Raw genomic sequence first — 20,848 nt, forward strand, 5'->3', positions numbered from 1 at the left:
TAGCAACCGTCATCTATTGGTTATGAATCCTGACCCTAAACACCTAGGTATCGGACGGGTGGGGCGAACAAGATGAAACCGTCTGTTTGTTCGCATTGTGGTAATTGTCGTGGTCAATTGCGATCGTCAGATTTCTTCTAAAATAGTATATTTCTATTCAGTTCGCCGATGGCGCTAAGCAGAAAGAAAACGACAGCTGTCAAATCAAGACCCGCCAACCGCTGAAGCCGAGTTCCGCAAAACATGGAAAGCAACGCGGCAACACCTCATTGCCCAAGGCCTAAATTGGATCACCAGATCCATTTGAGCGATGGATATTTGAAACTCTCAATCCTCGGACCCGGACAATCGGCCGGAAAATCATCAGACCTAAGCCCGATGTAGCGAAGCCGGGCCCGGGATATTCTGCCTCCAATACAGGATAACGCCTCGAACAGGATTGGAGACGAAAATGAATACCCGGAAAAGAACTGGTCAGCTTCTCAGCACGGTTGCGCTGGCGTCGCTGATTGTGATGACACCCTATGTGCCGGTTTTTGACGCAGACGGTCTTCTGCGGTTGGAACCTGCTTACGCATTTGCAAAGAGCGGGAAAGGGAGTGACGGCAACGGCGGGGATGATGACCATGACAGCAATTCCGGGTCGGGCAGCGGCGGTGATCGTGACGACAATTCCGGATCGGGTAAAGGTGGTCACGATGATGATGACGACGACGATGATGATGATGACGATGGTTCGTCACGCTCGGGCCGGGGCGATAAGAAGGACCGGTCTCAGTCTGGGGGGCAGTCATCGGGGTCGGCTGGAATAACAAAGGTCGAGACAAGCGCGAGCGGCATAGAAGTACGCTATGCTGACGGCACCAAGGAAGAGATTGAAAACGGCCGGTACGAAAGAAAGAACGCGCAGAACCGAACCGTCGAGGAACGACCGGCCACCGGTGCCGACGTTTCGCGCCTTCGGTCACTGGCAAACGGTATCTCAATCGATAGTGTGCGCTCGCCAGGGCAGAGCGGTGGTGCTGGAAGTAACCCGGCAAAAATCGAAATTCAGGGCAACAATATCGAAGTCAGTTACGCAAACGGCTGGAAAGAAGAGATCGAGGGCGGGCGTTACGAGTTGAAAGACCCGTTCAACCGGACCGTTGTAGAAAGAACCGCAACGGCGGCGGATCGCAGCAGACTTCAGGCGATTGCCAACTGAGTGACGAACTTTGGCGATTGTGCGGGGCGGTTTCTTTTCTTGAGAGACCGCCCCGGTCTTTGAGCGCCTGACCCCTAGTCTTTCTTGTTCCAGGCCTCATGCGCGATAAGAGCGGCCTCCACCCGGTTTCGCGCATGGAGCTTGGACAGGATCGCCGTCATGTAATGCTTGACGGTTTTCTCCTGTATTCCCAACTCATCGGCTATTTCCCGATTGCTCAGCCCTTTGGCGACGCGCCGAAGAATCTCCTCTTCGCGATGGGTAAGATCATCTATGGCGTCAGCTTCTTGCTGCGACCCGTTTCCGCGATTGATCTGAAGCAGCATACGCGAAGCAAGACCCGGCGAGACGAACCCTTCGCCCGAGGCGATACTGCGCAGCGAAGCTGTCAATTCGCGTGCTGTCACGCCCTTGACGATATAGCCAATGGCACCCGCCTCCAAAGCGTCTGCAACGTCACTGCTGTTTTCAGAGACCGTCAATATCGCAATGAAAGGCGGGTTTGCCATTTCAGCAATTCGACGGGTCGCGCTAATGCCGCCACCGGGCATCGACAGGTCGAGGATGGCGATGTCAGGCTGATGGGTTCGGACAAGGGAAACGGCCTCATCCGCATTTGATCCGGCGGCGAGAACCTTGAAGCCGTCGGCTTCCTCTAAAGTGCGGTGCAAACCGTCCCTGAAAATCGGGTGATCATCTGCGATAACGACGGATGTTGTCATGATGCACTCATCTTTCTGGGAAACAATGTCATAGCAACGGTGGTGCCCTCGCCCGGGGTTGATGTCACCTCGAACCGGCCACCGATGCTTTCGACCCGGTCACGCAAGCCGACAAGGCCCTGGCCCCCGTCCTCACGCAGAACCGTCTCGCCGGAGGGGGCGAACCCGGGGCCGTCGTCGCTGACCTGAACGGTGATGCGATCACCTTGTACGTTGCAGGTGACAGTGCACTGGGACGCGGGCGCATATCTTGCGGCATTGGAAAGCGTTTCCTGCAGGAACCGGAAAACGCACAACTTGCCCGAGATCGACAAGTCGGGCGACGGATTGCCCTGAAAGGAAATACCGGGGCGAAAAGGGCTGTGTTCAGAATGGTCCTCGACAGCTCTTTTTACCACATCAACGAGCGCCAGATTTTCGATGTCTGGCGCGAACAACCCCCGTGACAAGGCGCGAATTTCTGCCAAAGACTTCTGCAAAGATTGCTGAATTTCTTCGGCCTCGGTGGGCATCTCCGGCTTGTCGCCGAATGCAGCCTCCAGTCGAAGGGCGGCGAGGGACAGGTATTGGGCAGGGCCGTCATGCAGTTCCGCGCCGAGTTTCCTGAGGAACCTGTCCGTTTGCGCAGCATATCTTTCTGATGCATCAATGACGCGCGACCGCAGCATGGCATTCTGCGCGGCCATCTTTTCACTTTCGGCAAGACGATCGTTCAGAAGGCGTCCTTGCCTTCGAATAGTGTTGTCGCCGATTGCGACAATGGAAAACAGAACAACCGTGCTTGCCGCAAAGGCCGAGCCAACGATCAACCAGCTTGTTCTTCGGGCTCTGGCCATGTCCAGTTCCAGCTGATCGGCCTTTTCATAAAACTCGGCGACCGCGATGATTTTCCCCGACCAGATTTCGCGAATGGGGCTGTAGACTTCCAGCAATGGAATGCCAAGCGCAGCCTCTGCCGCGCTTTCTTCGTCGTCCAGCTCTTCAAATGAGCCCGAGATTTCTCCAGCCCATGCGCGTTTCAGGTCATCTGTCGGCTCGAAGCGGCGACCGATGATGGCGGAATCCGATGCATATGCAATCTCGCCATCCTGTTTCCAGAACTTGTACGAGGCAATGCGTTCGCGCATCGGCTGGGTCATGAAAATCTCGTCCAGCGCCCGGCTGGCTTGTTCGGAAAGTCGATCTCCATGCGCCAGCTCCTGGCTGAGTGGGGACAAAATGCTTTCCATGTACAATGCCGCAGAGTTGGCGGAATTTTGTACAACCGCGTTTTCGATCCGGTTCGATACCCAGTGACCAACAAACACCGTTGCAGTCCCCATGACCGCAACACTTGCCGCGAGAAAAACGCGCGACAAAGACCAGTTGCCAATTGTCAGGTCTGTAATTTTGGGTCTCATTTCGCAATCGACTATGAACGACAATTGCTTGACGCGCTACAGACCATGGTCTGATGCGCTTCTCCAATTTTCCAAACCTGATGTGCGGGCCGGGACTTGGCCCTTTTGGGTGCGCCCCGGCAGGTTCCCGCGTCCCGGTCCCGGTTCAACGGGTTTTCAAACACTCCGCCAGGGTTTGCGCCATGTTACGAATGACTTGCGGGTACAGAGACGGCCCGGGTTCCAGTGCCGAGCCCAGTGGATCGATCACACCGGATTGCGCCGATGTTCCATCCAACACGGTCTCGACGATGCCCGGATTGAACTGTGGTTCAGACAATACGCAGTTGATGCCTTCGGCGTGAATGCGACCTTGAATAGCGGCAATACGCGCGGGGCTTGGGTCGGACGCGTCGCTCAGGGAAATCGCGCCCGATGCGGGGAAATCGAACGCGACCTCAAAATACTGGTAGGCATCATGAAACACGATGAAGTTGCCGCCGCGAACCGGTTCAAGCAACTCTGCCACTTCTGCGGAAAGCGCGGTCATTTCTTCGCGCGCCGCTTTGGCATTTGCCAAATACGCAGCGGCGTTGTCGGGATCCGTTGACGACAGTTGATCCGCGATCAGGGTCAGCCAGGCTTTGGCATTCGTTGGCGACAGCCAGGCATGTGGGTCATGATCGTCATGATCGTCATGATCGTCATGATCGTCATGACCTTCGTGATCGTCATGGTCTTCGTGACCCGTATCGTCCGCGTGATCATGCGCCTCAAACAATGCGTCTTCCCGGAACTCAAGAAGCCCCGTACCCTTTGCGTCCAATAGGGCAGTGGCGGTCGCGCCTTGGGCAAGAGTTTCTATCGCGCTGTCCAGCCACGGCGTCAGGTCTTCTCCTACCCAGAACACCAGATCGGCGTTTTGCAACGCGGCCGCCTCGGACGGGCGCAGATTGTATTCATGCGGCGAGGCACCCGGTGCGACGATCAGGGCAGGTGTGCCGACACCCTCCATGACACGGGCCACCAGCGAATGAACCGGGGCAATGTCCGCGGCAACGTTTGGCGCATCTGCGCGGGCCGGTCCACACAGCAGTGCAACTGTGATCGACAATGGAAGAAGAAGCGTTCTGGACATCGGGCCCTCTGTGTGATTTTATAACATTTCAAGTGGCAATACATGATATGAAATAACATGACAAGTGATGTGCACCCAGAACCTGGCAAAGACACCGCCCCGGTCGGGTTTCAGGAACATGACCACCAGAGTTGTGTCGCAACGGCCCTGGCATCCGCCGAAGCCCGGTGCAAAGAAGAAGGGCTGCGGCTGACGCCGGTTCGCCGCAAGGTTCTTGAGATGTTATTGCAAGAACATCGCGCCCTTGGTGCCTATACAATCCTTGACCGGTTGCGCGACGAAGGGTTCGGGTCCCAGCCTCCGGTCGCTTATCGGGCGCTGGAGTTTCTTGTACAAAACGGCTTTGTCCACAAGATCGAGCGGCTGAACGCGTTTGTCGCCTGCTCTCATCCCGGCGCGGCGCATTCACCTGCTTTCATGATCTGCCGAAAATGCGACGCCGTAGCCGAGGCGCAGTCTGCCCCGTCCAAAGGTGTTCTTGGCGCTGCCGCGCGCGCGGCGGGTTTCGAGATCGAGCGAACGGTTGTAGAGGCTGAAGGTCTCTGCCCCGACTGCACCGAAAAGGCATAAAGATGGCCCTGATCACTGTCGAGAAACTCAGCGTCCGCTATGGCGCGCATACCGTGCTGCATCATGTGGATATGGTCATTGAACCGGGTGAAATCGTGACCATCGTTGGCCCGAACGGATCAGGCAAGACCAGCCTGCTGCGCGCCATTATCGGTGCGACACGGCCTTGTGCCGGTCAAGTGTCACTGAAGCCCGGATTGAAAATCGGCTATGTGCCGCAGAAGCTGCATGTCGATCCGACATTACCGATTTCCGTTGAACGGTTCATGCGTCTGACCGATCCTGTGTCGCGCAGGCAATGTGTCGAGGCGCTTGAATCGGCGGGTGTGCCGGATCTGTTGAAACGCCAGATGTCGCAGCTGTCCGGCGGACAGTTCCAGCGGGTGCTGCTGGCCAGAGCTTTGATCAACCGCCCGGACATATTGTTGCTGGACGAAGCGACACAGGGTTTGGACCAACGGGGGTCGGCCAGCTTTTACCAGCAAATCGAGGCTGTCCGGCGCGAGACCGGATGCGCCGTTCTGATGATCAGCCACGAACTGCACGTGGTCATGAGCGCGTCGGACCGGGTGATATGCCTCAATGGGCATGTCTGTTGCGAAGGATCACCGGCCGTTGTCGCCTCGGCACCCGAGTATCGGGCCTTGTTCGGAACCGGAACAGGCGGTGCGCTTGCCCTTTATCGTCATGAACATGATCACAATCATGATCATGACCATGATGCGAACCCACAGGAAGCGGCGGAATAATGCTGGATGATTTCATGATGCGGGCAACGCTCGCAGGTATTGGCGTGGCGTTTGCTGCGGCCCCCCTTGGGTGTTTTGTCGTATGGCGTCGCATGGCGTATTTCGGCGATGCAACCGCACATGCCGCAATTTTGGGCGTGGCCCTGTCCCTGACGTTTCAGATGTCGATCTTCACGGGCGCGTTGGCTGTCGCTTTGGTCATGGCGCTGACCGTTTCGCTTTTGGCCGGTCGCGGATATGCGATGGACACGCTGCTGGGCGTTCTGGCACATTCTGCGTTGGCCTTCGGGCTGGTTGCAGTTTCATTCCTGTCCGGTGTCCGGATTGACCTGATGGCATATCTGTTTGGGGATATTCTGGCGGTCTCCCGTTCGGATCTGGTCGTGATCTGGGGCGGTGCGGTGCTTGTCGTGGCGCTGATTGTCTGGCGTTGGGCGCAACTTCTGACCGCGACATTGAACGAAGAACTGGCTTACGCCAGCGGATTCGATCCAAGACGAGAGCAACTGATCCTGACCCTGTCTCTTGCCGTGACCGTGGCGGTGGCGATCAAGGTTGTGGGTGTTTTGCTGATCGCCGCAATGCTGATCATTCCGGCAGCAGCGGCGCGTAACCTTGCGCGGTCACCAGAAACGATGGCCTTGATCGCGGCGGGAATAGGCGCGCTTTCAGCCATCACGGGGTTAAGGGCTGCGTATGTATTCGACACTCCGGCAGGGCCTTCGATCGTCTGCGTTGCCGCGATCGTGTTTGCGTGCCTTAGCCTGATTGGATGGCGAACACAGGATAGGGCTTAAAGGTTCCGTAGGTCTTCGCGGCCGTAGCATCCCGGTCATCCGGTAATGTGACCAAAGCGAAAACGCCACGAAAAAAGGCCCGCAAACCTGCGGGCCTTGATGCATTTCTACCCGCGTCGTTTACTGCGGGATATCGCCTTCCAGCCCTTCAACATAGAAGTTCATGCCAGCCAGCGTACCGTCGTCGGCCACTTCGCCCTCGGCCAGCCAGTCGCTGCCGTCCTGCTTCTTCAGCGGTCCGGTAAAGGCATGATAGCTGCCATCGGCCAGCGCCGCTTTCAGGGCCAGTGCCTCTTCCTTGATGTCCGCCGGAACCGCGTCCGAAATCTCACCGATTTCTACCATGCCCGGCCCGATTCCGTCCCAGGTGTTGGACGAGGCCCAGGTGCCGTCCATCACGGCTCGCGTGCGCGCAATGTAATAGGGTCCCCAGTTGTCGATGATCGAGGAAACACGCGGTTTGGGGGCGTATTCGCTCATATCCGAAGCCTGACCGAAGGTGATCACGTTGCCCGCCTCTTGTGCGGCGGCCTGCGGTGCGGTCGAGTCAGTGTGCTGCAGGATTACGTCGGCGCCCTGTTCGATCAGAACAGATGCGGCGTCAGCTTCTTTTGCCGGGTCGAACCAGGTATAGGCCCAGACGATCTTGAACTGGACATCCGGGTTCGCTTTCTTGGCGTGGATATAGGCCGAGTTGATACCGCGGATCACCTCGGGGATCGGGTAGGACCCGATATAGCCGATGATGTTCGATTTGGTCATTTTACCCGCGATATGCCCCTGAACCGCGCGGCCTTCATAAAAACGCGCCGAATAGACCGAGACGTTGTCGGCAGTCTTGTAGCCTGTCGCGTGCTCGAACTTCACGTTCGGGAATTTCTTGGCCACGTTGATGGTAGGATCCATATAGCCGAACGAGGTGGTAAAGATCAGATCCGCGCCTTCCAGTGCCATCTGTGTCATCACGCGTTCGGCGTCCGGGCCTTCCGGCACCGATTCAACGAATACAGTCTCGACCTTGTCGCCGAACTCTTCTTCGATCGCCAGACGGCCCTTGTTGTGTTCATAGGTCCAGCCACCGTCGCCGACAGGGCCGACATAGACAAAACCGACCTTGGTCTTGTCTTGCGCCACTGCGCCGGTCGCAAGACCAAGCGCTATCGCGGCAGTTGTCAGAAGTGATTTGAATTTCATGTAGTTACTCCCCAAGTTGGTTCAGTTGGCCCCTAGTGTGAGGCATGGAAGGTCCGGCCCAGTGAGGCAGGTGCGCTGCTCTTGTCGGCCGAAAGGATCACAAGCACAAGGATCGTGATGAGATAGGGTGACATTGCCAGATACTCGACGGGAATGGCAACGCCCGCTGCCTGCAAATTAAGCTGCAAGACGGTAATGCCGCCGAACAAATATGCACCCAGCAGGACCCGCCATGGTTTCCAGCTGGCAAACACCACCAGCGCCAGCGCGATCCAGCCGACACCTGCGGTCATGCCCTCGGTCCATTGCGGTACACGGATCAGGCTGATGTAAGCCCCACCCAGGCCCGCGCAGGCCCCGCCGAACAGGATCGCCATGATACGGATTTTGATAACCTTGTAGCCAAGCGCATGGGCGGCATCGTGGTTTTCACCAACCGCCCGCAGGATCAACCCGACGCGGGTGTATTTCAGGACGGCCCAGACCACAGCGGTCAGCGCAATGCCCAGATACAGGATGGGGTCGTGCCGAAACAGGATCGGGCCGATGACCGGAATATCGCTAATCAAAGGGATGTGGATATCGCCCATGCTGGGGGGTTTGACGCCCACATAGCTTTGCCCCATCAAGGCGCTGAACCCCAGTCCAAACAGGGTCAGCGCAAGGCCGCTTGCAACCTGGTTGGCCAATGCAAACTGTGTCAGCAGGACGAACAGCAGCGACAGCACGGCCCCGCCAATGGCGGCAGCAACAAAGCCCAGCCAGGGCGAGCCGGTTTCGACCGAGATCGCAAAACCGCTGATCGCGCCAACGATCATCATGCCCTCGACACCAAGGTTCAGAACGCCTGCCTTTTCCACGACAAGCTCTCCGATCGCGGCCAGCAGAAGGGGGGTTGCGGCCACCATAAGCGAGGCAACCAGAAGAACGGGATTGATTTGACCAAGGTCCATGATCACGCCACCTCGCTACGCGCCGCACGGATGCGGAAGTTTGTCAGAAGATCGAAGGCCAGCAGGAAAAACAGCAGCATTCCCTGAAACACCTGAATGGCAGCGGCAGGCAGACCCAGCTGCGATTGTGCAATTTCGCCGCCAATATAGGTCAGCGCCATCAGGCCCCCGGCCAACAGGATACCCACCGGATGCAGGCGGCCCAGAAACGCGACGATGATCGCGGTAAAGCCATAGCCCACGTTGAAATCGATGCTGATCTGACCGGACGGGCCGGACACCTCGAACATACCGGCCAGCCCGGCCAAAGCGCCCGAAATCCCAAGGCAGAACAGGATCAGGCGCGCCGGATTCACACCTGCAAACTTTGCCGCGCGGGGGGCCTCACCCGTCAGACGGATATGGAAGCCCAGCATGTGACGGTTCAGCAATACATAGGCAAAGATCACCGCGATGAAGGCCGCGACAACACCCCAATGCATCCCGGAACCGGCAATCAGCTCGGCATTATGCGCGCTTTCATAGGATTGCAGGTTGCGCGATCCGGGAAAGCCGAACCCTTCGGGGTTTTTGAGAAGACCCAGCGAGACCGAGGCCAGCATCTGCTCGGCCACGTAGACCAGCATTAGCGACACAAGGATTTCGTTGGTGCCGAAACGCACCTTCAGCAAAGCCGGGATCGTTGCCCACAGCCACCCGCCAAATGCGCCTGCGACCACCATGATCGGGAAGATGTACCAGGCGTCGAGCGGATAGAAGGCCAGACCTGCGCCCGCGCCGAATATGGCGCCCATGATGTATTGTCCTTCGGCCCCGATATTCCAGATACCGGCCCGAAAACCCAGCGACAATCCGATTGCGATCAGCACTAGGGGCGCGCCTTTGACCAGCAATTGAGGGCGGTAATAGAATGCGAACTCTCCAAACAGCGGCTCCCAGAAGATGGTACCGATGGCTTCGACCGGATTTTTCCCCAAAATGGCAAACAGCAACCCGCCAAACACCATTGTTGCCAGCACCGCCACAAGGGGGGTCGCGTAAGACCAGGCCCTGGACGGCTGTGGCCGTTTCTCCAACACAATCATCTGCTCATCCCCCCAGATGTTTCATCTTTTCGCAAATACTCTAGCCGAAGGCGGCCCAGCAGATCACACATGTGCCACCTCCATGCCATGGGCGCCGCCCATCATCAGGCCAATCTCATCCACCGTCAGGCCGGTGGTCGGGCGCGGTGCGCTCAGCCGACCTTCGTTCAAGGCCGCAAAACTGTCCGAGATCTCCATCAGCTCATCCAGATCCTGCGAGATGCAGATCACCGCTGTGCCTTTCGCCGCAAGATCGAGTATGGCTTGCCGGATCGACGCGGCCGCCGCGGCATCCACCCCCCAGGTTGGCTGGTTTACCACCAACACATCAGGGTTTTGCAGCACTTCGCGTCCAATCACGAATTTCTGCAGGTTACCGCCGGACAAGGACCGCGCTGCGTTTTCGGGCCCGGGCGTGCGAACGTCGAAGGCTTCGATGATCTTTTCGGCAAAACTCCGGGTTTCGGACCATTTCAAGAAGCCATTTTTCTCAAGCCCTTCCCGCACAGATCCGGTCAGCAAAGCGTTTTCGGTCAGGCTCATGTCGGGTGCCGCTGCGTGGCCTAACCGTTCCTCGGGCGCGGTCAGAACGCCCAGCTTACGGCGCGCTGTCGGGCCGAGCTTGCCGATCGCCTGACCGTTGAACTTGATTGCATCCGCCGATGTCAGGATTTCCCCGGACAACACGCCCAGCAACTCATCCTGCCCGTTTCCGGCAACGCCGCCGATGCCCAGAACCTCGCCCTTGCGGACCGTCATGTGCACATTGCGCAATGCGGTGCCGAATTCCGAAGGCGAGGGGACTGACAGCCCGCTGACATCCAGCGCGACCTCGCCCAGTTCCCGGCCCGAGCGTTCGGGCGTCTGCAAGGTTGACCCGACCATCATCTCGGCCATGTCACGCGCCGAGGTTTCAGCGGGGACACATTCGCCCACGTTCTTGCCCAGACGCAGGATCGTAGCATGGTCGCATAGCGTTCGGATTTCCTCCAGTTTATGCGAGATATACAGGATCGAGGTTCCCTCGGAGCGTAGCTTGTTCAGCGTCTCAAACAGAATATCGACCTCTTGCGGGGTCAGAACCGAGGTCGGTTCGTCCATGATCAGCAGCTTGGGGTCCTGCAACAGGCAGCGGATGATCTCGACCCGCTGGCGTTCGCCTGCGGACAGGTCGCCAACCGTGCGAAACGGGTCCAGCGGAAGGCCATAAGTTTCCGAAACTTCGCGAATGCGCGATGCCAGATCCCCCATCGGGGGCGGGTTCTCCATCCCCAGCGCGATATTCTCGGCCACGTTCAGCGCGTCAAACAGCGAAAAATGCTGGAACACCATCGCGATCCCATCCGCACGGGCCGCGCGGGGTTCGGGCGGCGCAAACGGATTGCCGCGCAGTTTCATGGTGCCGCTGTCCGGCTTCACAAGCCCATAGATCATTTTTACCAGCGTGGATTTCCCCGCGCCGTTTTCACCCAGCAGCGCGTGCACTTCGCCTTCACCGATGTCAAAAGACACCTGATCATTGGCCACAACACCGGGGTAGGCTTTGGTCAGCCCTTGCAAGCTCAAAAGTGGAATGGTCACGCGCTCAGGTCCTTCTTCAACTCGTTTTGCAGGGCCGGGCGCAGCAATTGTGCAGCGACGCCCACGGCGATCATATGTGGATGCTTCCCCATCGACGGGTCACCGATCGGGCAGGTGATCCGGCTTATCCGTTCAGGCGGATGCCCAAGAGCGGCCAACCGCGACCGGAATCGCGCCCATTTCGTAGCCGAGCCGATCAGCCCCGCAAAGCCAAAATCGTGCAAAAGCAGTCTGTTGCACAGTTCAAAGTCAAGACTATGCGAGTATGTCAGCACAAGATGTTCAGCGTCACATGGGGCATGGCGGACCAGCTCGGCCGGTTTTGCCGCCGGAACAATTGTCACGCCCGCTGGCACAGCGGCCGGAAAGCGCTGACGGCTGGTGTCCACCCAGGTGATCGCAAGATCAGGAAGCGGGGACAGCACATCCACCAGCGCCCGGCCGACATGGCCCGCGCCCCAGATCCACAGATTGCGCGTGGGCTTGTGAACGGGTTCAACCATCCAGCCGTCAATCAGCTGCGGTTCAGGCGCAATCCCCTGTCCGCGCGCCGTCGCCAGCATTCGCTTGACCGACAGGGGCATCGCGCCATCCTTGGTCGGGCGCGCGATGACGGCATCGTCCAGATCATTGACGGTTTTTGCGTCGTAGACTTCGCTCAGCAGCGACACGGCACCGCCGCAGCATTGCCCCAACTCGGGTCCAAGCGCATGATGCGTCAGGCGGGTTGGCGTGGTTTGCAACCGCGCGGCATGTGCCGCCTGGTATTCCAGTGTTCCGCCGCCGATTGTGCCGCTTTGCCCGCCGTCCCAGACCAGCATGGCGGCACCAACTTCGCGTGGAGACGACCCTTTGATCCCGGCGATGACCACCCGGACCACTTTGCCGTGGGTTTTGACCGCCTCCCTCAAAGCCTCAAGGTCAAATCCCATCAGATGCCTCCCTTCATCCTCTGGACGCCGCGCCAGACTTCTTCGGCGGTGGCGGGCGCATTGAGTGCCGGATAAGTATCCCCGCAGGCCGCCACCGCATTCGAAAGCGCCAGCCAGGCTGATATTCCCAGCATGAACGGGGGTTCCCCCACGGCTTTCGAGCGATAGATGGTGTCCTCTCGGTTCTCGCCATCCCAAAGTGCGACGTTGAATATGTCGGGCCGGTCGGAACAGGCCGGGATCTTGTAGGTCGAGGGTGCATGTGTGCGCAGGTTGCCGTTCCCGTCCCAGACCAGTTCCTCGGTCGTCAGCCAGCCCGCACCTTGCACGTAACCGCCTTCGACCTGTCCGACATCCAGCGCCGGGTTCAGCGAAGCGCCCGCGTCATGCAGGATATCTGTGCGCAGAATGCGGTTCTCGCCCGTCAATGTGTCCACAGCCACCTCGGTGACCGAAGCACCATAGGCGAAATAGTAAAACGGGCGACCGCGCCCCGCGATCCGGTCCCATTCGATCTTGGGCGTTTTATAAAAGCCGGTGGCCGACAGGCTTATGCGACCCTGATAGGCCAGTGCGGCAGCTTCGGCGAACGTGTACCGTTCTTCACCAACCGAAACGTGGCCATCCGTGAAAGTGACCGCAGAAGGGTCGGCCTGATGCCGTTCAGCCAGATAATCGGCCATCCGGTCGCGGATCGTATCGCAGGCCGCTTTCACTGCCATGCCGTTCAGATCGCTGCCCGAAGACGCCGCCGTGGCTGACGTATTCGGCACTTTGGCTGTATCCGTGGCGGTGATCTTGACCATCTCAAGCGGGATGCCAAAACGCGACGCGGCCACTTGTGCGACCTTCTGGAACAGGCCCTGACCCATCTCGGTGCCACCATGATTCAGGTGCACCGAACCATCCTGATACACATGCACCAGCGCACCGGCCTGGTTCAGATGGGTCAGCGTAAAGGAAATTCCGAACTTGACCGGAGAAAAGGCGATGCCCTTCTTGATCACGCTGTTTTCGGCATTCCATTTCTCGATGGCCGCTTTGCGCGCGGCATAGTCGCTGGACTTCATCAGCGCTTCGGTCATGCCATGCAGTTCGAAATCGCTGACCTCCATGCCGTAGGGCGTCGTGTTGCCACCAGCGGGCAGGGGGCGGACCGGGGCGGTCCCTGTTTCCACTGCGCCACGGCTGGTCAGGTCTTCGTGCGGGTCGGGATGACCCAGCGGTTTCTCGTGGGGTTGGACTTCGGCAACCTTATGCGCGGGCTCGTAATAGTTGCGGCGGCGCAATTCCACCGGGTCCAGCCCAAGTTCATGCGCGGCGTGGTCCATCACCCGTTCGATGGCAACCATCCCCTGCGGGCCACCAAAACCGCGATAGGCGGTGGCTGACTGCGTGTTGGTCTTCAGCCGGTGGCTTTCAATCCGGGCATTGGGCAGCAGGTAGGCATTGTCAGAATGCAGCATCGCACGGTCGGCGACGGGCAGGGACAGGTCCTGTGCCCAGCCGCAAATCGCGTATTGCAGAAAGGACACGCCCTGAATGTGACCCTGTTCGTCAAATCCCGCGCGATAGGAAATCCGGAAGGCGTGGCGTTTGCCGGTGATGATCATGTCATCATCGCGGTCATAGCGCATCTTGCAGGCTTTGCCGGTCGCCCGCGCCGCCACTGCGCAGGCAACGGCCAGCGCGTTCCCCTGGCTTTCCTTGCCGCCGAACCCGCCACCCATGCGCCGGGTTTCGACGCGGATCGCATGCATGGGCAGGCCCAGAGCGTCCGCCACCTTGTGCTGTATCTCGGTCGGGTGCTGGGTCGAGCTGTGGACAAGCATGTCGCCGCCTTCATTCGGCACGGCAAGCGCAGCCTGACCTTCCAGATAGAAATGCTCCTGACCGCCGATCTCGAACGTTCCGTCGATGACGTGGGCGGCGCTTTCAATCGCGGCGTCCGCATCGCCCTTGGCATAGATGCGGGGCCCGTCTTCAAATCGGCTGTCTGCGGCCAAAGCCTCTTCCACCGTCAGGATCGGTGTTTCCTCGGCATAGTCGATCTTGCCCAGCCGAACCGCCTTGCGGGCGGCCAGATGGCTGGTGGCAACCACAAGGAAAACAGGCTGGCCGATATAGTGAACCGTCCCGTCGGACAGCAAAGGCTCGTCATGGATCGAGGGCGAAACATCGTTGGCAAAGGGCAGGTCCTGTGCCGTCATGACCCTGACGACCCCGGGTGCCGCTTTCACGGCAGACAGGTCCATCGCGGTAATCGTGCCCTTTGCGATCGGGCTCAGGCCAAAGGCCAGATGCAATGTGCCCTTTGGCGTCGGGATGTCGTCCACATACCGGGCGGAACCGGATACGTGTAGCGGTGCCGCGTCATGGGGAAGGGGTTTGGATACGCTCATGCCGATACCTCCAGCACGTTGGTCACTTGGCCCTGATCCTCAAGGAAGTACCGTTCCAGCATCGCTTTGGCGGTCTCAAGCCTGTACGTGGCCGAGGCGCGCATATCCGTAAGCGGTGAATAATCGTCGGCAAAAGCGGGCAGAGCGGCGTCAATCGCCTCGCGCGCCCACGGTTTGCCGATCAGCGCGGCCTCGACATGGGTTGCCCGTTTCGGAATGCCAGCCATACCGCCAAACGCGATGCGCGCATCTGTCACCTGTCCGTCCGAAATGGTAACGTTGAAACATCCGCACACCGCCGAGATATCCTGATCGAACCGTTTGCTCAGCTTGTAGCATTTCAGCCGGTCCGCCTGACGCAGGAAGCTGACGGCTTCGACAAACTCACCCGGTGCGCGGTCCTGTTTCCCGTAATCGATGAAGAAGTCTTCCAGCAGGACTGACCGGCGCTCATCACCTTTGCGCAGGTGCAGCGTCGCACCCAATGCGATCAGCGCGGGCGGGTTGTCTCCGATTGGTGAGCCATTGGCGATGTTGCCGCCCACAGTGGCCGCGTGACGGACCTGAACACTGGCATAGCGCCGGATCATTTCTGCATAGGATGGGTGAATGTCCGCCAAGGCTTCGCCCATACGGTTCATATCGACCATGGCACCGAAACGAATTTCTTCGTCGGTGATCGTGATCTCTTTCAGATCGTCACAGCGGTTCAGGAAGATCACCGGATCAAGATCGCGTAGTTGCTTGGTCACCCAAAGCCCAACGTCTGTTGCGCCCGCAACCAAAGTGGCATTCGGGTTCTCGGCATATACGGCAGCCAGCGCGTCGGACGAGCCCGGCAGCATGGGTGAGGCGGCAGGCGTTGCGACAGGCTTGTCCTTAACCCAGACAGGCACGGGCTGCTTCTCAGCCGCTTCAGCTGCGCGAATAATGGGAGCGTAACCCGTGCAACGGCACAGATTACCGGCAAGCTGTGTATCGTGATCCGTCGCGCCATTGGTGTGACCGGCCACCATCGACATGACAAAACCGGGCGTGCAAAAGCCGCATTGCGAACCGTGCAGGTCAACCATGGCCTGCTGAACCGGATGGACCTCGCCATCGGGGCTGCTGGCGCCTTCGACGGTTCGAACCGCCTTGCCATGCAGTTGCGGCAAGAAAAGGATGCACGAGTTCAGGGCCTTTGCACCACCCGCATCCGTCACCATGACAGTGCAGGCACCGCAATCGCCTTCGTTGCAGCCTTCCTTGGTGCCGGTCAGGCCACGATCTTCACGCAGCCAATCCAGCAGAGTGGCTGTCGGATCGATGTCCGTCAGCTCCACTGTCTCTCCGTTCAGAAGAAACGTGATGTCCATTCGAGAAACCCGTCGCCTTACCCGGTTGCGCCCTGGTGGTGCCCTCCTTCGATGCGACGTAGAAAGAGTGGCGGGCGGATAGCTTGCCAATGGATGTTAGAAACAGCATGCGTGATCTGGCAAGAAAAACTGCCTGTATGATGCATCATTACAGCCAATCGGCGTGGAATTGCGCACCCTGTTTAAATATCAGTTGCTTGAAACTAAAGCGTTTTTTTGTCAGTGAAGATACCGCTTCCCGAAGCACCTTCTGGAAAATCCGAATAATCGAAAACGATTATTTTGCCAAACAACGGCGCAGGTTCCGGCTTTTGCATGCCTCGCGGCTAGGGTAGCCTGCCGTTTATGAGCAGTACCCCCCGATTCATTCACCTTCGTGTTCACACCGAATATTCCCTTCTGGAAGGGGCTGTGCGGCTGAAAAAACTGCCTGCCCTGTGCGAGAAGATGGGGATGCCTGCCGTTGCGGTGACTGACACGAATTCCATGTTTTCAGCGCTGGAATTTTCGGTGACAGCCAGTCAGGCCGGTGTCCAGCCGATCATGGGATGTCAGGTTGATCTGACTTATGTGCAGTCGCAACCGGGGGAAAAACAAAAATCGCCCGCGCCGCTTGTTCTGCTGGCACAGTCCGAGGCGGGGTACGAGAACCTGATGAAGCTGAGCACGTGCCTTTACGTGGACAAGGGCGGGCAGTTGCCGCAGGTCACGCTGGACGAGCTTGCGGACCGCGCCGACGGGCTGATCTGCCTGTCCGGAGGGCCTGACGGGCCGGTGGGCCGCCTATTGCAACAGGGGCAACGTCCGGCGGCCGAGGCGCTGGTGGATCGGCTGGCCGCGATTTTCCCGGATCGTCTGTATATCGAACTCCAGCGTCACCCAGGTGAAGACGGCCAACCCGAGGTCGAACGCCAGACCGAGCGCGGCCATATCGAGATGGCCTATGCCAAGAACCTGCCGCTGGTTGCCACCAATGACGTCTATTTCCCGACCTCGGATATGTACGAGGCCCATGATGCGCTGATCTGTATCGCCGAAGGGGCTTATGTCGACCAGCAGGAAGGTCGCCGCCGCCTGACCGCACAGCATTATTTCAAGTCGCAGCAGGAAATGGTGACGCTGTTCGCTGATCTGCCCGAGGCCATTGAGAACACGGTCGAGATCGCGCGCCGTTGCGCCTTTATGGCTTATCGCCGCGATCCCATCCTGCCGAAATTCGCCGATGACGAGGTCGCTGAACTGCGCCGCATCGCCAATGAAGGCTTGCAGAAACGTTTGGCGGTAATCCCCCATGCGGTGACGCCCGAGGAGTATCAGGAGCGGTTGGATTTCGAACTTGGCATCATCGAAGGGATGGGCTTTCCTGGTTACTTCCTGATCGTTGCCGACTTTATCCAATGGGCCAAGGATCACGATATTCCGGTTGGACCGGGGCGGGGATCGGGTGCGGGCTCGCTGGTGGCTTATGCGCTGACAATTACCGACCTCGATCCGCTGCGTTACAGCCTGCTGTTTGAACGGTTCCTAAATCCCGAACGGGTTTCGATGCCCGACTTCGATATCGACTTCTGCATGGATCGCCGCGAAGAGGTGATCCGCTACGTGCAGCAGAAATACGGGCGCGACAAGGTGGGGCAGATCATCACTTTTGGTGCCTTGCTGTCCAAGGCCGCCGTACGCGATATCGGGCGGGTGCTGCAAATGCCTTACGGGCAGGTGGACCGTCTGTCCAAGATGATCCCTGTGGAAGGCGTCAAACCGGTTTCCATCGAAAAAGCCCTGAAGGACGAGCCGCGCCTGCGGGAAGAAGCGCGCAACGAAGAGGTGGTGGATCGTCTGCTGACATACGGCCAGCAGGTCGAAGGGCTGCTGCGCAACGCCTCGACCCACGCGGCTGGGGTTGTGATTGGCGACCGGCCACTGGACGCGCTGGTGCCGATCTATCAGGACCCGCGATCCGACATGCCTGCGACCCAATTCAACATGAAATGGGTGGAACAGGCCGGGCTGGTAAAGTTCGACTTTCTGGGTCTGAAAACCCTGACCGTGATCCAGAACGCGATGGACCTGATCTTCAAGTCCGGACGGAAACTGCATATCGCCGCCGATGGCACCGAGCTTTACGAACCTGCCGAGGGGGCCGAGAACCAGATCAACGCCATCCCGCTGGATGACGAGGCGACTTATAAGCTCTATTCAGCGGCCAAGACGGTCGCGGTGTTCCAGGTGGAAAGCTCGGGCATGATGGACGCGCTCAAGCGCATGAAACCCACCTGCATCGAGGATATCGTGGCCCTTGTGGCGCTCTACCGCCCCGGCCCGATGGAAAACATCCCGACCTATTGCGAGGTCAAGAACGGGCTGCGCGAGATCACATCCGTTCATCCGCTGATCGACCACATTCTTGAGGAAACTCAAGGCATTATCGTCTATCAGGAACAGGTGATGCAGATCGCGCAGGTTATGGCCGGGTACAGCCTGGGCGGCGCGGACCTGCTGCGCCGCGCGATGGGTAAAAAGATCAAAGAGGCGATGGATGCCGAACGCCCCAAGTTCGAAAAAGGCGCGGCAGAAAACGGGGTGGATGCCAAGAAAGCCAGCGAAGTCTTCGACCTGCTGGAAAAATTCGCCAATTACGGCTTCAACAAATCCCACGCTGCCGCCTATGCGGTGGTCAGCTATCAAACCGGCTGGTTGAAGGCGAACCATCCGGTCGAATTCATGGCGGGTGTCATGAATTGCGATATTCATCTGACCGACAAGCTGGCGATCTATTTCGAAGAGGTCCGAAAAGGGCTGGAACTGCCGTATATCCCACCTTGTGTGAACCGCTCTCAGGCCACGTTCGATGTTGATAACGGGTATCTGGTCTATGCGCTGGGCGCGCTCAAGAATGTGGGTGTCGAGGCGATGAATCTGATCGTTGCGGGTCGCGCGGACAAGCCATTTGTCAACCTGTTCGATTTCGCCCGCCGCGTGGATTTGAAGAAAGTGGGCAAACGCCCGCTTGAGATGCTGGCCCGCGCCGGGGCTTTTGATGAGCTGGACCGAAACCGCCGCCGCGTGTTTGAAAGCCTAGATGCGCTGGTGCAGTATTCGGCAGCGATCCATGAACAGAAGAATTCGAACCAAGTGTCGCTGTTTGGCGAGGCCGGAGATGACCTGCCCGAACCACGCCTGTCGCCGACCCCCGACTGGCTGCCGGCTGAACGTCTGAGCGAAGAGTTCAAGGCCATCGGCTTCTACCTCTCTGGTCATCCGCTGGATGACTATATGCCGGCCTTGAAGCGTAAACAGGTTCTGACGCTGGACGAGGTGACCGAGAAAGCCCGTTCTGGCCCGCTGATTGCCAAGATGGCCGGAGTGGTTGCCGGGCGGCAGGAACGGAAATCGGCCAAGGGCAACCGGTTCGCCTTTGCCCAGCTTTCGGACCCGACCGGCGCTTATGAGGTCACGCTGTTTTCCGACACGCTGGAGAAATGCCGCGAGTTTCTGGAAACCGGCGCTCAGGTGGTTCTGACCGTCGAGGCGACGATGGAGTCCGATCAGCTCAAGCTGCTGGGTCGTTCGGTTGGACCAGCGGATTCTGTAGTGGCCGAAGCCGGGGCGACGGGACTGCGCATTTTTGTAGACGAAGCGCGGGCGGTGCCAACGATTGCAACGGTTCTTGAAGAAGCCGCAACCGCCGCCAAGGGTGCGGCCCGCGGCCCGATCCAACTGCTGTTGCTGGACCCCGGCCTGCCCGGCGACGTCGAAATCGACTTGGGGCGTGTGTTCCCGATCAATCCCCAGATCAAGGGCGCGATCAAATCGCTGGAAGGCGTGATGACCGTCGAAGAGATCTGACACCGCTTTGTTGCCAGACAGTTAGCGCACCGCTAGGCTGACCTTGCAAATATGTCTTCTGATCATGCCACGGGAGGGCGTTGATATGACGATTGCAGGTCTCAATTTCAGAACGATTGCATTGGGGGCGGCGGCATCGCTGGCTTTGGTTTCGGCGACAGCCACGCTTGCGGACGACAAGAAGAAAGAGAACACGATCAAAGGTGCTGTGATCGGGGCCGGGGTCGGGGCCTTGATCGGCGACGGCAAAGGCGCTGCCGCTGGGGCAATTGTTGGGGCGCTGATTGGCGCGAACTCGAAATAAGCGGGGGCGGGATGATGCGTTTGAACGCGATAAAAGTGATCACAACCGCCGCGCTGCTTACAGGGCCCGGTTTTGCCCTTGCGGACGAGGAAGCCGAACAGATGGTGCAAGCGGCGCTGCCGCACATGTATCACACCTGCGCGTCGGTCATCGAAGAGGCTGACGGGAATGAAGAATACATTGTCGACGTGGTCGGCAAGATGACGGCGTTGTCACTTTATAACCGTCAGATCGACCTCGAAGCTCATGCCGGTTCGGACGAGGAAAAGGCCGCGCTGCGCGAAACATTTGTGGCGGCTCTGAAAGACGGCTGCGCCGGGGATGAAAACGCCCTGCTGGGTGGCGTCGTCGATAACGCGGTGAAATCAACGCTGGGGCTGTAAGCCGTCAGTAATGTGGCGGACGTTCGTCACCAAGGACAACGCCGCCTGACCCTTCCTGTGCGCGCTCGGCCTCACGGTGCAGCAGCATCTCGACACGGCGGGTCAGCCGGTCAATCTCGGCCTGTTGCCGGGTGACAACCGCGTTCAGATCGTCAACCGTGCGGGTCAGATGGGCAATCTGTTCTTCCAGTTGCTGCATGGGATGCTCCTGTCTTTCAGGCTGCACATAGCGACCCCGTGACGCCTTGGCC

18 protein-coding genes are annotated in these 20,848 nt (G+C 58.9%); 7 read left to right on the forward strand and 11 right to left on the reverse strand.

Going from position 1 to position 20,848, the window contains the following annotated elements; translation table 11 throughout:
• Positions 1 to 451 precede the first annotated feature (451 nt).
• On the forward strand, positions 452 to 1,204 hold the full coding sequence (locus ACR0M3_RS19105; RefSeq protein WP_480540014.1) for a hypothetical protein: 753 nt from the start codon (positions 452 to 454) through the stop codon (positions 1,202 to 1,204).
• Between the two features lie 74 nt (positions 1,205 to 1,278).
• On the opposite strand, the gene ACR0M3_RS19110 is transcribed toward ACR0M3_RS19105, so the two are convergent.
• From ACR0M3_RS19110 to ACR0M3_RS19120, 3 genes are all read right to left on the reverse strand, one after another.
• Entirely contained in the window at positions 1,279 to 1,926 is a 648-nt protein-coding gene (locus ACR0M3_RS19110; RefSeq protein WP_480540016.1) for a response regulator, read from the reverse strand.
• A complete protein-coding gene (locus tag ACR0M3_RS19115; protein ID WP_480912232.1) occupies positions 1,923 to 3,326 on the reverse strand; it encodes a sensor histidine kinase in 1,404 nt (467 codons plus the stop codon). The genes ACR0M3_RS19110 and ACR0M3_RS19115 overlap by 4 nt, the downstream gene beginning before the upstream one ends.
• Positions 3,327 to 3,471: 145 nt before the next feature.
• On the reverse strand, positions 3,472 to 4,443 hold the full coding sequence (locus ACR0M3_RS19120) for a zinc ABC transporter substrate-binding protein (protein WP_480912235.1): 972 nt from the start codon (positions 4,441 to 4,443) through the stop codon (positions 3,472 to 3,474).
• Between the two features lie 57 nt (positions 4,444 to 4,500).
• Here ACR0M3_RS19120 and ACR0M3_RS19125 point away from each other — a divergent pair, with 57 nt between their 5' ends.
• Genes ACR0M3_RS19125 through ACR0M3_RS19135 form a run of 3 tightly spaced genes read left to right on the forward strand, consistent with a single transcriptional unit; the run spans position 4,501 to position 6,559 of the window.
• A complete protein-coding gene (locus ACR0M3_RS19125) occupies positions 4,501 to 5,013 on the forward strand; it encodes a Fur family transcriptional regulator (RefSeq protein WP_480901103.1) in 513 nt (170 codons plus the stop codon).
• A 2-nt stretch (positions 5,014 to 5,015) separates the two neighbouring features.
• Positions 5,016 to 5,762, forward strand: a complete 747-nt coding sequence (locus ACR0M3_RS19130) for a metal ABC transporter ATP-binding protein (RefSeq protein WP_480901102.1) — start codon at positions 5,016 to 5,018, stop codon at positions 5,760 to 5,762.
• A complete protein-coding gene (locus tag ACR0M3_RS19135; RefSeq protein ID WP_480912239.1) occupies positions 5,762 to 6,559 on the forward strand; it encodes a metal ABC transporter permease in 798 nt (265 codons plus the stop codon). Before ACR0M3_RS19130 ends, ACR0M3_RS19135 begins: the two co-directional genes overlap by 1 nt.
• 120 nt (positions 6,560 to 6,679) lie before the next feature.
• On the opposite strand, the gene ACR0M3_RS19140 is transcribed toward ACR0M3_RS19135, so the two are convergent.
• From ACR0M3_RS19140 to xdhA, 7 genes are all read right to left on the reverse strand, one after another.
• Complete coding sequence (locus ACR0M3_RS19140) at positions 6,680 to 7,753, reverse strand: BMP family ABC transporter substrate-binding protein (RefSeq protein ID WP_480912241.1); 1,074 nt, start codon at positions 7,751 to 7,753, stop codon at positions 6,680 to 6,682.
• Positions 7,754 to 7,785: 32 nt separating this feature from the next.
• Entirely contained in the window at positions 7,786 to 8,706 is a 921-nt protein-coding gene (locus ACR0M3_RS19145) for an ABC transporter permease (protein WP_209598075.1), read from the reverse strand.
• A gap of 2 nt (positions 8,707 to 8,708) precedes the next feature.
• On the reverse strand, positions 8,709 to 9,791 hold the full coding sequence (locus ACR0M3_RS19150; RefSeq protein ID WP_267363631.1) for an ABC transporter permease: 1,083 nt from the start codon (positions 9,789 to 9,791) through the stop codon (positions 8,709 to 8,711).
• Positions 9,792 to 9,854: 63 nt separating this feature from the next.
• Positions 9,855 to 11,372, reverse strand: coding sequence for an ABC transporter ATP-binding protein (locus ACR0M3_RS19155; RefSeq protein ID WP_480488998.1), 1,518 nt, complete (start codon positions 11,370 to 11,372; stop codon positions 9,855 to 9,857).
• On the reverse strand, positions 11,369 to 12,304 hold the full coding sequence (gene xdhC, locus ACR0M3_RS19160; RefSeq protein ID WP_480912244.1) for a xanthine dehydrogenase accessory protein XdhC: 936 nt from the start codon (positions 12,302 to 12,304) through the stop codon (positions 11,369 to 11,371). The genes ACR0M3_RS19155 and xdhC overlap by 4 nt, the downstream gene beginning before the upstream one ends.
• On the reverse strand, positions 12,304 to 14,706 hold the full coding sequence (gene xdhB / locus ACR0M3_RS19165; RefSeq protein ID WP_480912247.1) for a xanthine dehydrogenase molybdopterin binding subunit: 2,403 nt from the start codon (positions 14,704 to 14,706) through the stop codon (positions 12,304 to 12,306). The genes xdhC and xdhB overlap by 1 nt, the downstream gene beginning before the upstream one ends.
• The gene (gene xdhA, locus ACR0M3_RS19170; protein ID WP_480912250.1) at positions 14,703 to 16,064 is read right to left on the reverse strand and encodes a xanthine dehydrogenase small subunit; all 1,362 of its coding nucleotides are present in this window, start codon (positions 16,062 to 16,064) and stop codon (positions 14,703 to 14,705) included. Before xdhA ends, xdhB begins: the two co-directional genes overlap by 4 nt.
• Before the next feature lie 345 nt (positions 16,065 to 16,409).
• Here xdhA and dnaE point away from each other — a divergent pair, with 345 nt between their 5' ends.
• The 3 genes from dnaE (at position 16,410) to ACR0M3_RS19185 (ending at position 20,597) form a co-directional block, all read left to right on the forward strand.
• On the forward strand, positions 16,410 to 19,910 hold the full coding sequence (gene dnaE, locus ACR0M3_RS19175) for a DNA polymerase III subunit alpha (RefSeq protein WP_480912252.1): 3,501 nt from the start codon (positions 16,410 to 16,412) through the stop codon (positions 19,908 to 19,910).
• Positions 19,911 to 19,995: 85 nt separating this feature from the next.
• Positions 19,996 to 20,214: a hypothetical protein gene (locus tag ACR0M3_RS19180; RefSeq protein ID WP_209504828.1), complete on the forward strand. Its 219-nt coding sequence runs from the start codon at positions 19,996 to 19,998 to the stop codon at positions 20,212 to 20,214.
• 11 nt (positions 20,215 to 20,225) lie between these two features.
• Positions 20,226 to 20,597 (forward strand): hypothetical protein, encoded by a 372-nt coding sequence (locus ACR0M3_RS19185; RefSeq protein WP_480540030.1) that lies wholly within the window; start codon positions 20,226 to 20,228, stop codon positions 20,595 to 20,597.
• Positions 20,598 to 20,601: 4 nt separating this feature from the next.
• On the opposite strand, the gene ACR0M3_RS19190 is transcribed toward ACR0M3_RS19185, so the two are convergent.
• A complete protein-coding gene (locus tag ACR0M3_RS19190; RefSeq protein WP_209504826.1) occupies positions 20,602 to 20,796 on the reverse strand; it encodes a SlyX family protein in 195 nt (64 codons plus the stop codon).
• Positions 20,797 to 20,848 lie beyond the last annotated feature (52 nt).

The sequence above is a fragment of the Ruegeria sp. O5 genome (genome assembly GCF_056535105.1).